The following is a 12,403-nucleotide window of genomic DNA, read 5'->3' as shown; positions in this document are numbered from 1 at the left end:
GGTTACAAGACAACTGTGGAAAAAATGAGGGAAGACGGGGTCTTCTTTGTGTCAACTTTCGTTTGACAATCTGCCCGTTAGATTCCTCACTGTCACCCGGTCCCTTTCCCCGTTTTACCGAATAGAGCAGGCGTCTGTTTTCCCGCGCGGCTCAGGTCCCGTGTTCCGGGTGGCGACGCGTTGCCCACGACGCTGAAAACAGGCTCTGCCTCTGTTCATGGAGTATGAGCATGTTTTATCTTGTCTTGCGTGATGACGGCTGCCTTCCGCTTCCTCCCGCCCTGCTGGCGGAACTCGATCTGCGGCCGGGCGATGCCCTTCTGGGCAGCCGCGAAGACGACAGCCTTACCCTGCGCCCCGCCAGCCGGGCCGACCCGGCGATGCGCCCCCCTTTTTGCCCGGACCTTTTCCCTGCAATGCTTCGGCGGCTTCCGCCTCTTCCGCCGGGGCGTCCCCCGCCGCCTGAGCAACCGCAAGGCCGCCGAACTGCTGGCCTACCTTGCCTGCTGCAGCGGCGGCCCCTGCGGCAAACCCAAACTTGCCCGCCTGCTCTGGCCCAACGTGTTCCCCGAACAAGCCCGGGACAGCCTCTACAAGATCTGCCGCTATCTGCGGCGGCAGCAGGCTGCCGGCGACGTGCCCCTCTTGCGGATCTCCCGCGGCGAGATCTCCCTTGATCTGACGGATTGCGTGACCGATGTCGCCCTGTTCGACCGCTGCCTCGCCGCCCGGGATGACCCGCAGCGCTGGCGGGAGGGCGTCGCCCTCTATCGGGGCGCGCTGCTGGAGGATGACGGCTTTGCCTGGGCCGTGCCGTGGGAAGCCTATTACGAAAACGGTCTTCTGGAATTGCTGCACCGGCTCGTTGCCGACGCCGAACGCACGCAGCATGTCCGCCAGGCAGACTATTACAGGAAGCTGCTGCGCTTCTGGCGTCCCGGCCGGGCCTCCGCGCTCTGATCCCGATGCGGACGCCACATTTTCCCCGTTTTTTCCGGTGGCATTCCGACAAGTTTCCACAAGCCCCGTCTATACCGTTACCAAGCAATGGGACGTTCCCTTTGCCGATACTCATCCATCTCAATCAAGGAGATCTGTCATGGCAAACTACAAGCTTATCTTCAACAACAATTCCAACCTGTTCGGTACGTTCTGCGTCTATCAGCGCGACCCGGCCCAGTCGACCAAGAGCAATCTCTTCTCGCTGGCCTGGTTCACCCATCCCAGCCGCCCCAACACCACGGCGACCTACACCTGGGATGTGAACTACTGCTTCACCTGGTCGGAGACCGGGCAGCTCAAGCCGGGCGTCACCTTCACCGCCAGCCAGACCATCGATGCCGACCCCGTTGATCCGGCCAAGCATCAGACGACCTGCCTGAACAAGAACATCTACGGCTACAGCTTTGTGGACACGCCCCTCAAGGCTCCCGAGAACGCCATGACCATCTACACGGACGCCACCATCCCCCACGGTGAAGTCTCCGTGGGCATCGGCATGGCCGGCATGCCGACCTTCGCCTACCCCGCCACGCCCAACTATTCCTACACGTTCAAGCCGCATCCCGAATACTGGGTCGTTTTCGGCGATTACCGCACCGGCCAGGTGCTGGACGTCAACATCGTCTCCAACACCTGCAAGGTGGACTTTGCCAACGGCATTTACACGATGGAAGTAACGCTCTCCAAGCAGAACACCTGGCAGATCACCAGCGTCGATTTCTAGCCGGTTCGCGGAAGCCCTCCACTGAGGCGCTCTCCGCCAGCCGGCACACCCCTCTCTCTGTCCCCGGTACGGTACGCCGTACCGGGGCATAAGCCCGCACAGGAGCCTCATATGGACATAACCTTTCATCATTATGCGATCCTTGCCATTGCCCGGGAGGCCGGCTTTTCGCCCGATGAAGCCAAGCTCGTGGCGACCTATTCCCAGTTCGTGGACGACTACACGGTCAAGCGGCCCTTCCCCGTCACGGATGTGCCGGACTTCGCCCGCGTGCTGTGCAGCCAGAAAAAGGAGACCCTGGTGCTGCACCCTGTCACCACGGGCTTTTCCTCCTGGTTCGACATGGCGCAGCTCGGCCTTGAGGACGAACAGAAATACATCCTTACGCCCTTCCACTTCATAACGGCCGCCCGTCCGGATACGGAAAAGCGCGAGGAACTGCGCGTCACGCCGGACCATGCCGATTCCGGTTCCCTGCTCTGGGGCTGCATGGAGCAGGCCCGCGCCGACTGCCTCCAGCAGGCCGAAGGACAGGTCAAAAGCCACGCCGTCCTCATCCGCCTCGGCCTGCTGGCACACGTCTTTGCCGATACCTACGCGCATCAGGGCTTTTCGGGCTCCTGGGGCTGGGAGAACTACTGCAAGCTGCAGGAAGTCCACGACAACAACGACGGTCAGGACATCTCCTCCCGCTACCACGCCACGGCCTGCCACTACTTTCCCGGCATCGGCCACACCGAAGCCGGCTACGCCCCCGACGACAGCCACGTCACCTTCAGTATGGCCCTCTGCTGCTACAAGGGTGACAACTACCACCTGGTGAAGACCCGCAACAATACCGAAACCTTCTTGCGCTGCGCCCATGTCCTGCTCAATTATTTCCGCTCCTGCCTGTCGCGCCCGCCCCTGGCGGCGTTCGATGCCAAGTGGCGGGAGCTGGAAGACAAGCTGCGGCAGGGCCTGCTGGCCGCCAATCTCGGCCAGGAAGGCTGCCGCGACTTCTGGCAGGGGAAGTTCAAGGAGCTGACATTCCACTACGACAGCAAGGAATTGCTGGCATCCCTCCTCGCGAAGGATGACGACGCGGACACCAGCAGCATGAATGACATAGTGGACAGGCTGCGCGACCCGGCGACAGCGGATCTGCTCACGACAAAACTGTCTGTCATCAATGACGATTTCTATTATTTCAACCTGGCGGCACGGGATATACGCAACATGTGCGCCGGGGAGGATGTGCCCAATACGCTGACTCCCGAACAGGAGCGGCAGCTTGCCGACTACCTTCGCAAGCCGCCCGTCGTGCGGACAAGGACCGAGCCCCCGGCGCAGGACGCCCCTGAGACGAACCTGAGCTTCGTGGCAAAGCCGCTGGCGATCCAGGAGGCCTGAGCCTGCCTCCCGGCCCCTGACCGGCTGTCGGCACGCCGTGCCCGCCGCTCACCACGCAAAACGGCGTCAGGCTCACTGCCTGACGCCGTTTTCACGTCATGTATCCTTTCCTCCGCTCCCGGCGCGTCCGGCCGGCAGACGCCGCACTATGGCGTCCGCGTCGGGCGCGCCGCCTTCACGGCCGCCAGCACGAGCTCCTTGAGACGGGCCTCGGCCCCTTCCTCGTCCAGCAGTTCAGGAATGCGGCGAAAGGCCCCGCCGCCGAGGCGTTTACGCTCTTCCGGCCGGGCGGCGAGCAGCATCAGGGCCTTGCCCAGGGCCTCCGCATCCTCGGACGGCACGATGAGTCCGCTCTCGCCATCCCGCACGGCTTCCCGGATGCCGGGCAGGTCCGCGGCCACCACGGCGCAGCCGAAGGCCATGGCCTCGGTGAGGGCGGACGGCAGGCCGTCCTGATCGCCGCTGCGCGTCACCCGGGCGGGGGCCACGAAGATGTCGGCCCGCCGGTAGAGATCGGGCATGTTCTCATGCGGAACCTGCCCGGGGAAGAGCACGCACTTACGCAGGCCCAGCCGCCAGGCCTGCCATTTGAGGCGACGGCGCAGCGGCCCCGTGCCCACGATGCGCAGCTCGAAGTCCATGTTCTTCCGCCGCAACTGCACGCAGGCCCGCAAGAGGATGTCGAAGCCCTTGCGGGCGCAAAGGGTCCCCACAGCCAGCAGGCGCAAGGGTTCCTTCTCGCCGGTGGGCGGCAGAGAGAAGTCCTCGTCGGGCGGCGTGAGCGTCAGCGGATCGCGCAGAAGCACCAGCCGCTCCGGCGGCACTTCCGGCAAAAGATCGTGCAGCCGCCGCCGTGTCTCCTCGGTATCGCAGGTCACGAAGGCCGCATCCCGCGCCTTGACGGCCCAGTCCCTGCCGGGCCTCACCATGTCCGCCGTGCGTACGGCAAAGGCGAAAGGCAGGCTGAGCAGGCGCGAGGCGATCCAGGCCGCCGTGGCCGGCCCATGCGCCCCGGCCGCATAGAGGAAATCAAGGCCGTCCTCCTCGCCCCAGCGGGCCATCATGGCCCCGCAGTCCATCGCCCAGAGATGAGCCCAGCGCCGTCCCGGCGTCACGGGCAGGGACTTGCGCAGCGGCTCCCAGGGCGGCGAGTTGCGCCGTCGGAAAAAGTGCACGGCCCGCACCACGGCGGGCAGACGCCATTTGCCCACCCGTCGCACCGGCAGCGGCAGGGCATAGCCCTGGGCATCTCCCAGCAGGCTGCCCCCGCGGATACCGTAGATGCGCGACAAGAGGCCGGCCGTATGCATGCGGTGCGCCTCCTCCATGAGGCAGCGCCCGGACGGCTCGGGGAAGGTCTCGGCCAGCAGCGCGCCGCGCACCACCGGCTTGATGCCTTCGAGCAGGTTGACGCCCAGTGTCACGGATGCGGGCGAGAAATCCCGGCGGCGGCAATTGAGGATGCCGTCATCCAGCGTGTACACGCTGTCGCAGAACTCCGCCATCTTGGGGTCATGCGTCACCATGATCATGGCCACGCCGCCGGAATGGCAGAGCGTGCGGAAATTGTCCATCACCACCCGGCTGGTCCTGGCGTCCAGCGCGCCGGTGGGTTCGTCGGCCAGCAGGATCTTGGGATTGTTGACCATGGCGCGGGCGATGGCCACGCGCTGCTGCTCGCCGCCGGAAAGGCGGTTGCTGCGGTAGTGCACCCGCGCCGACAGCCGCACGAGGTCCAGCGCCCGGATGACGCGTCCCCAGCGTTCCGACGGCGGAACCTTTTCATAGATCAGCGGGAACTCGACGTTCTCGAACACGGTGGAGTGCTCGAAAAGGTTGCTGGCCTGCATGACGAAGCCCATGTTGCCCCGCCGGAAGGCCGCCGTCTGTTCGCGATCGAACTCCAGCACGTTCTGACCAAGGATCTCCAGCGTCCCCGCATCGGGCGCGTGCAGCATGCCGAGCACATGCAGCATGGTGGACTTGCCGCAGCCGGAAGGGCCCATGATGGCCACCAGCTCGCCGGCTTCCACCTCGATGTTGACGCCCCGCAGCACGGGCGCGAAGCCCGCATAGCACTTGTACAGGTCCTTGGCGATAATGACAGGAGGCATACGCACCTACTCGAAACGCAGCGCCGAGACCACATCCATGCGGCTGGCCTGAATGGCGGGATACAAACCACCCGCCACACCGATGATGGCGGAAAAGACGATGCTGCCGAGACTGCTGGCCAGCAGCAGCGGATAAGAGATGCTGGTGTGCAGCGCCAGCGCGCCGATCTCCACGACCAGCGTCCCCACGACGATGCCCAGCACGCCGCCCGCAACGGACTTGACCAGCGCTTCGGCAAGGAACTGGGCCAGGATGTCCGTGTCCGAGCCGCCCATGGCCTTTTTCAGGCCCACTTCACGCGTGCGGGCGCGCACGGCGGCGAACGTGCCGTACCAGATGCCGAAGCCGCCCAGCATGAGCGAGGCCACGATCCCCAGCCAGAGCAGAGCCTCCACCCACATGAAGGTCACCTGGATGCGTTCCAGCTGATCGTCCTGGGTGGCGCAGACAAGATAGGGGGCATCCTGATGCTCGCGCACCACCCGGGGCAGCTGGCGTACCACGGGGGCAACGTCTTCCCAGCCGATGGCGCGCACGAAGAGCCGGCGCACATTGCCGCCGCCCCAGCCGCGGTCGCTCATGGTAGTATAGGGGAGGAAGCCCCCCTCGCTCCATGAGCCCAGCATGACCCCCGTCACCACGCCGACGACTTCAAAGACGTCCTGCCCCAGCACGAGGAGCTTGCCCACGGCCTGCCGGGGATCTCCGTACAGGTTCTGTGCCCCCTCCCGCCCCAGCATACAGACTCGTTTGCGCTGCTGCACATCCTCCGCCGTAAGGACGCGCCCGGCCACGAGCTCCAGCGAATAGGTCGGGAAAAAGTATTCGTCCACCCCGATGAAGGAGACATGCAAGTTGCGCTCATCCGTGCCGCGCAGGGAAAATATCTTGTTCATGCGCAGGTTCTGGCTGACCATGCCCACGCCGGGGATGTTGCGGATGGCCTCGACGGTATCGGGATAGAATTCGCGCTGCGGCTGACCGGGATACTGCTCGTCATCCATATAGACGCGGATGATGTTCACCCCGCCCATGAGCACCATATCCTGTCCCACCTTGTAGCGGATCTCCTGCCCCAGCACCGAAAGGGCGATAAAGGCCGTGATGCCCAGTGCGATGGACAGGATGACGCCGAAACCGCGCTGGCGCACCACCTGCCGTACGCTGACGCGGCAAAGATCGGACATGGTGATCATGGATGTGTCTGGACCTCCCGGGATAACGTCCCAGTATGTATATTACCTTGATATTACCTTGCGAAAAAAAAACTGTCAAAGGGCGCTGACGGGAAACCGGCGGCTCGCCCTGCCCCCCTCAGCCTGACGCCGGCGGGCCTTTTGCCGTTCACGCGGAGCGCGCCCGTCGCGACAGCCACCAGGCCGCCAGCACGGCCGACACCATCCAGAGAAGGGTCTCCGGCAGGAAAAAGAGGAGAAAAACCTCATGCACGCCTGACGGATAGTCGCTCCATAGGCTCAGGATGAGCAGATAAAGGCCCGTCCCCCTGAGCAGACCCGTCAGGATGACCACGCCCGCGCGCGGCGCGAAGCCGCCCCGCACCCGGCGCAGCAAGCGGAGCAGACACGCCCCGTCCGCCGCGTACAGGCTGAGGAGGATGAGCAGCAGACTGATCCCCTGCCCCAGGCCCAGCCGGCTGTAAAAAATGGCTATTCCCAGCGGGATGATCAGCAGGCGGGAGAACATGCTTTCCGCCAGCAGAATCAGCAGACAGACCGCTGCCCGCACAAGAGGACGCGGCGCATCGGCCACGTCGGAGGGACGTTCCCCTGTCCGTGTCATCGGGAAACCTCCAGAGTGTTTGCGCTGCCGGCCGACGGCCGGCGGAAGAACGCGCCCGGCCCACGGAGGACAACGTGGCAGCACGGCCAGCGGTCCGGGAACGGCCAGCCGATGGGCAGGCCAAGGATGCGGAGCAGGACGGCATCCACCCTATCCCCTGATGCACGCCTGTCTGTTCCGCCATGCCCGCTCAGCGCCGCATGGCGCGCACGCGACCGCCCTCCCCGACTTCATACCAGATGCCGTGCCAGAGGATGCCCTGCGCCCGGAGCGTACGCGCATAGACCCAGGCGAACATGCCCGCGCTGAGCGCGAAGGACAGCAGCCAGCGCCAGAGAGGCTGCGTGCTGCCGGCAAGGCCGCGCCAGTGGCCCATGGCCGCCGCCAGTCCGATCAGGTAGAGGAAGGCCACGGCCACGCAGCCCGTGGAGGCCAGCCCCGTAAGCCCGCCCAGCAGGGACAGTACGGCCATGAGCGGCGGCAGGGCCATCACCGCGCAGAGCACGCCCAGCAGCCGCCATTGTGCCGGCACGCAGAACTTGAGGAAGAGCACCTGCCTGTCCATCCAGGCCCGCCAGACGTCCAGCCGGTGGGCGGCGGCCTCCGTACGCAGGAGCGCGCCGGGGCAGAGCTTCACCGCCACGCCCCGCGCGGACAGCACGCCGGCCAGCGAGCAGTCGTCCACCACGTTGCCGGCCCATATCTCGCGCACCTGATGCCGTTCGAAGGCCTGGCGGCTGATGCACATGGCCCCGCCCCAGGGCTGGGTGAGCTGCCGCCCCAGCCCCTGCAGATAGCGCATGAGCTGCACGCAGAGCGCATAGGCCATCGTCACCGGGCGATTGTCGCGGGGGAGAACCTGATGATAGCCGGTGCTGAACTCCGCCTCGCCGCGGGCCACCGGCGCCACCAGCCGCCGCACGAAATCCGGCCCCGCCGCATGGGTGCTGTCGCAGAAGACGTAGACTTCCGCCGCCGTCCCCACGGCCGCCACCCCGGCAAGGCTGTTGTGGTTCTTCTGTCCGCAGCCGCGCGCCTCCCCGGCCACCACATGCCGCAGGGCGGGATAACGGGCCTGGAGACTCTTTATCAGCCGTACCGCGGGATCCGTCTCCGAGGCGGTCACCACCACGGGCAGCAGACGCGGATAATCCTGCTCCAGCAGGGTCTCCAGCGCTTCCTCCATGCGGGGATCCTCCCCGGCGGCGGGGATGATGAGCGCGGCGGACGGCCAGTCATCCTCATGGGCGAGGCCGAAGATGGCCGCCTTTTCCTCGCGGGCCAGCCGTTCGCCCACCTGTCCCAGCCAGATCAACAGGCCGCACTGCAAGACGGCCAGCAGCAGAAAGATTTCCCACATATCTACTCCTTGCACACACGCCAGCCGTCCGTGGGGACAGGGGCGCAATCTTCCGTCACGGGCACATCAGGGGTGCGCCGTGCCTCAATGGCAAATGAAAGGCCGCTCTTCAGCCGCAGCGTGCCGCCGGCCTTGCCGTCATCCATGAGCCGGCCCGTAAAATGATGCCCGGAGGAGGGATGCCGGGCCTCCACCCGCCCCTCCCGCACGGAGCCCTCAAGATGGTACACGTCCACCTGACCGCCGCGCGTCCGCAGCAGAGCCGCGCCGCGCAGTCTGCCGCGCGCATTGATGCAGACGGTGGCCCGAAAGTCGGAAGACAGCACCGAGCCTTCCCAGAGTTCCGTCACCTCGCCGGGCACGGGCGCCACGGCCCGCTGACCGGTCGTCCCCTGCCCCGCCCGCACCGGGCACGGCAGACAGAGCAGCCCCAGCAGCAGAAGGCCCGCTGCCCCTTTTCCCATAGCGGCGGCACGTCTCAGCATGCGTCCCTCCCTGCCAGCCGTTCAAACAAGGCCTCATGCGCGGCCACCATGCGCGCGAAGGAGAAATCCCGCACCGCGCGCTCCCGTCCGGCCTGTCCCATCCTGTCGCCCAGCGGAGGATCCTCCAGCAGGCGGCAGATCTGCCGCGCCAGGGCCGCATCGTCTCCCGGTCCGCACAAAAAGCCGTTCTCCCCGTCCGCGATCAGCCGGGGGATACCCCCTACGGCCGTGGCGCAGAGCGGCAAGCCGCAGGACATGGCCTCCAGCAGGACATTGGGCTGCCCTTCGCGCACGGACGACAGGACAAAAAGGCGCGCCCCGTCGTATTCCTCCCGCACATCGGGGCGTCCGGGCACGAATTCCACGCGCCTGCCCGCCGGGTGGGCGTCAGCCCACTGCCGCAGACGGCGTTCCTCCGGCCCGTCGCCCACCAGCCGCAGAACGGCGTCGGGATGCCGCTCCAGCACGCGTGCGAAGGCCCGCAACAGGGTCGGATGGTCCTTGTCCCCGGCCAGCCGCGCCACACAGAGAAGGCGGGGCGGCCGCGCGGACACCGGCAACGAGGACGCAGGCGCGCAAAAGACGTCCGTATCCACGCCGTTGGGCACATGGCTCAGCCGTCCGGGCGGGACGCCCAGCCGTTGCAAAACATCGTACAGCGCCTCGGAATTGCAGACGATATGCTGTGCCAGACGCCAGAGGAAGCGCTCGTGCTGCCGTTTGGGCCCGCCGCCGCCGCGTACCGTGCCCAGCACGGGCAGCCCCAGCGCGCGCCCCCAGAGACGGCCCCAGATATTGGGCAGGGCCGTGCAGGGCACGAGGACGTCAGGCCGCAGGCGGCGTAACGCCGTTCCGAGCCGGGCGAAAAAAAACGGCGCAAGGCGGCGGTCCCGCCCCAGATTGTGCACGTCGATGCCCGCCTGGCCGGCCAGCCCGTCCAGGTCCGTCGGGCCGGTGAGCGTCAGCATGACGGGCACGAAACGCCGGCGATCCAGCCGCGCGGCAAGCTCGAGCGTCTGCCGCTGCGTGCCGCCGTAACAAAGATCTTCCAGAAGAAAAAGGATTCGCATGCCGTGAGCCATGCCGCATATTCCCGTATTCGGCCCGCTTTGGCAAGGCCGGGGACGGCATTGCCAGCCGCGCGGAAAAGAACTACAAGCAGGGCATGACCGCTCAACCCCCCGCATCCTCTTCTCCGTCCTGCGACGCGCCCAACGCCTGCGGCAAAGCGCCGCTGCGCGTCATCGTCAGCCTCGATGTGGAAGAGGAGGGGCTGTTTTCCGGGCAGTACGCCGCCACCAACTGCGGCGTGCGCAATGTGGCGCTGCTGCCCCTGCTCGCTCCCCTTTCCGACGAGCTGGGCTTTCCGCTGACGCTGTTCTGTGCCCATACGGTCTTTGCCGATGCCGCCTGCCGTCGTGTGCTGGAGATCATGCGCGACCGGCACGGTGCGGAGATCGCCGCCCATCTGCATCACTGGAGCACGCCTCCGCTGGATGACGCCCCCTCCGCCGGAGGCCCGCCGCAGCGTACGGACAGGCTGCCGCGCGAGCTTTTGCGCCGCCGTCTGCAAACCCTGCTGGATGAAGGCGCGCGCTTCAACGGCGCGCCGCTGACGAGCTTCCGCATGGGGCGCTGGGACCTCAAGAAGAGCGTGCGGCCCCTGCTGACCGAAGCCGGCATCACCCTGGACAGCTCCATCTGTCCCCTGCGGCGCTTTGCGGACGGCGCGGATCATTTCCTGGCTCCCGCCGACCCGTACTGGGTGGAGGGCCACGGCGCGACACGCCTGCTGGAAGCGCCCATCACCCAGATACCCCTCCTGCGGCCTCTGCCCCGCCTCTGGCACGGCCTGTCGCCGCGGCGCAGCCTGGACAGTTTCCATTTCTGGGGGGCGCTTAGCGCCAATCCCTTCTGGCACGGCCCGCGGGCCATGCGCTGGGCCGTCCGCCTGCATCATGCCCGCGGCGGACGGGTGCTGAGTCTGTTCTGGCACTCCTCGGAGATGCTGCCCGGCGGCTCGCCGCACATGCCCGACGAACGGGCGGCGCGCGCCTTTCGCGAACGCCTGTTCGCCTTTTTCCGCTGGCTGCGCGACACGTTTCCGGTCCAAGGCTGTACGGCCGCCGGCCTCCGGGCCGACGCGGACAGCCTCTCCTTCCCCTCTCGTCCCGACGGCCCCGGCGACTGGTAGGCCCCCTGCCGCCAGCAGGGACGCTCCGTCTCTTCCGCCATCCATGAACATCTCCACCACGTCCTCGTCGTCGGCAAGCGGGTATTTCTGGATCATCCTCACGGCTTTTTTCTGGTCGCTGGTGGGCGTGCTGTCCAAGGTCTGCATGGCCGAGGGTGTCACCCCGCTGGAGACGGCCTTCTGGCGCGCGGCCTTCGGCCTGCTCTTCTTTCTGGCGCATACGCTCGCCACCCGCCAGATAGCCGTTCCCCCGCGCGCGGCGGCGAACTTCATCCTTTTCGGCGTCTGGGGCATCGGCGTGTTCTATTCCGTCACCCAGTACGCCATCAAGCTCAGCGGGGCGGCCATGTCCGTCGTGCTCATGTACACCGCGCCCATCTGGGTGGCCGTCATATCCCGTTTCCTGTTCGGCGAGGCCATCTCCCGACGCAAGCTCGCCGCCATCGGCGTAGCCCTCTGCGGTACGGCCCTGGTCTGCTTTTCCGGCGGCAGTCTGCCGGGCCGGCATTCCTGGCTGGGCATTGCCTGCGGCCTCATCATCGGCATGAGCTATGCCTCGCACTATCCCTTCTATCGCTGGTGGCAGGATCGCTACAGCACGGCCACGCTCTATTTTTATTCGCTGGTGGGCGGACTCGTGGCCCTGTATATCGTCTCCCCCGTGCACCTCACCCATTCGCCGCGCGTCTGGCTCTGCCTTGTCCTGCTGGGCGGCTGCACCAGCTATTTCGCCTATCTGTGCTACGGGCTGGCCCTCAAGCGCATCGGCCTTGTGCGCGCCGCGGTGACCTGCTACCTCGAGCCGGTGCTCAGCACCCTCTGGGTCTGGCTGTTCTGGCAGGAGAGCTTCACCCTCATGGGCTGGCTGGGCAGCGCCCTCGTGCTGGGGGCCGTCCTGCTGCTGTCGCTGGACAGATCGAAGGACTGATGCGGCCCGCGCTGATCACACATGGCGCTTGACTTTTGTCCTTTTTTCGGAAAATATGGACAAGTTCGCGCGGTTAGGGCGCGGCCTTGCCGGGATGGTGGAACTGGTAAACGCAGCGGACTCAAAATCCGCCGGTGGCGACACCTTGCGAGTTCAAGTCTCGCTCCCGGTACCAGAAAAAACTGGCGGTCACGCCACTGTGACCGCCTTTTTTCATGGCTGCCGACCTGCGGCCGCCGTCCCGCCCGCTTCTCCCGCCGGTTCCCGATGCTGCCGGACGGGTCCGACGGAGAGCAGCAGCCACATCCCTGCTCTCGATTTTCATAAGAGAATGTCCGGCATGGTTTTTGATTTTTTAAAAGCGTGGCAAGCTCGTCTCATGAAACAGACAGACTTTCGTGAT

11 protein-coding genes and 1 tRNA gene are annotated in these 12,403 nt (G+C 66.1%); 6 read left to right on the top strand and 6 right to left on the bottom strand.

The features are described from left to right. The first annotated feature begins 312 nt into the window (after positions 1 to 312). The 3 genes from Q0J54_RS10975 to Q0J54_RS10965 all read left to right on the top strand — a co-directional run bounded on the left by Q0J54_RS10975 (position 313) and on the right by Q0J54_RS10965 (position 3,118). Positions 313 to 960, top strand: coding sequence for a hypothetical protein (locus Q0J54_RS10975; protein WP_296305659.1), 648 nt, complete (start codon positions 313 to 315; stop codon positions 958 to 960). A gap of 139 nt (positions 961 to 1,099) precedes the next feature. Next, positions 1,100 to 1,726 carry a protein RhiA gene (locus Q0J54_RS10970; protein ID WP_296305657.1) on the top strand — a complete coding sequence of 209 codons (627 nt, stop codon included), beginning with the start codon at positions 1,100 to 1,102 and terminating at the stop codon, positions 1,724 to 1,726. A 111-nt stretch (positions 1,727 to 1,837) separates the two neighbouring features. Then, entirely contained in the window at positions 1,838 to 3,118 is a 1,281-nt protein-coding gene (locus Q0J54_RS10965) for a DUF6765 family protein (RefSeq protein WP_296305655.1), read from the top strand. Positions 3,119 to 3,264: 146 nt separating this feature from the next. Here Q0J54_RS10965 and Q0J54_RS10960 read toward each other — a convergent pair whose 3' ends face one another. The 6 genes from Q0J54_RS10960 to Q0J54_RS10935 form a co-directional block, all read right to left on the bottom strand. After that, complete coding sequence (locus Q0J54_RS10960; RefSeq protein ID WP_296305653.1) at positions 3,265 to 5,232, bottom strand: glycosyltransferase; 1,968 nt, start codon at positions 5,230 to 5,232, stop codon at positions 3,265 to 3,267. 6 nt (positions 5,233 to 5,238) lie between these two features. After that, positions 5,239 to 6,429: an ABC transporter permease gene (locus tag Q0J54_RS10955; RefSeq protein WP_296305651.1), complete on the bottom strand. Its 1,191-nt coding sequence runs from the start codon at positions 6,427 to 6,429 to the stop codon at positions 5,239 to 5,241. Between the two features lie 148 nt (positions 6,430 to 6,577). After that, positions 6,578 to 7,033, bottom strand: a complete 456-nt coding sequence (locus Q0J54_RS10950; RefSeq protein ID WP_296305649.1) for a hypothetical protein — start codon at positions 7,031 to 7,033, stop codon at positions 6,578 to 6,580. 190 nt (positions 7,034 to 7,223) lie between these two features. Beyond that, complete coding sequence (locus tag Q0J54_RS10945) at positions 7,224 to 8,393, bottom strand: glycosyltransferase family 2 protein (RefSeq protein ID WP_296305647.1); 1,170 nt, start codon at positions 8,391 to 8,393, stop codon at positions 7,224 to 7,226. Between the two features lie 2 nt (positions 8,394 to 8,395). After that, positions 8,396 to 8,878: a hypothetical protein gene (locus Q0J54_RS10940; RefSeq protein WP_296305646.1), complete on the bottom strand. Its 483-nt coding sequence runs from the start codon at positions 8,876 to 8,878 to the stop codon at positions 8,396 to 8,398. Next, positions 8,872 to 9,960 carry a glycosyltransferase family 4 protein gene (locus Q0J54_RS10935; RefSeq protein WP_296305644.1) on the bottom strand — a complete coding sequence of 363 codons (1,089 nt, stop codon included), beginning with the start codon at positions 9,958 to 9,960 and terminating at the stop codon, positions 8,872 to 8,874. Before Q0J54_RS10935 ends, Q0J54_RS10940 begins: the two co-directional genes overlap by 7 nt. Before the next feature lie 83 nt (positions 9,961 to 10,043). Here Q0J54_RS10935 and Q0J54_RS10930 point away from each other — a divergent pair, with 83 nt between their 5' ends. The 3 genes from Q0J54_RS10930 (at position 10,044) to Q0J54_RS10920 (ending at position 12,175) form a co-directional block, all read left to right on the top strand. After that, a complete protein-coding gene (locus Q0J54_RS10930) occupies positions 10,044 to 11,072 on the top strand; it encodes a hypothetical protein (RefSeq protein ID WP_296305642.1) in 1,029 nt (342 codons plus the stop codon). A 43-nt stretch (positions 11,073 to 11,115) separates the two neighbouring features. After that, a complete protein-coding gene (locus Q0J54_RS10925; RefSeq protein ID WP_296305640.1) occupies positions 11,116 to 12,000 on the top strand; it encodes an EamA family transporter in 885 nt (294 codons plus the stop codon). Between the two features lie 88 nt (positions 12,001 to 12,088). Next, positions 12,089 to 12,175: transfer RNA gene (locus Q0J54_RS10920), tRNA-Leu, on the top strand. The last annotated feature ends 228 nt before the right edge of the window (positions 12,176 to 12,403 follow it).

The organism is uncultured Desulfovibrio sp. (assembly GCF_944324935.1).
In the GTDB taxonomy this organism is placed as follows: domain Bacteria; phylum Desulfobacterota; class Desulfovibrionia; order Desulfovibrionales; family Desulfovibrionaceae; genus Desulfovibrio.
The sequence above is the reverse complement of the archived record's forward strand: the minus strand, read 5'-3'. Positions and strand labels throughout refer to the sequence as shown.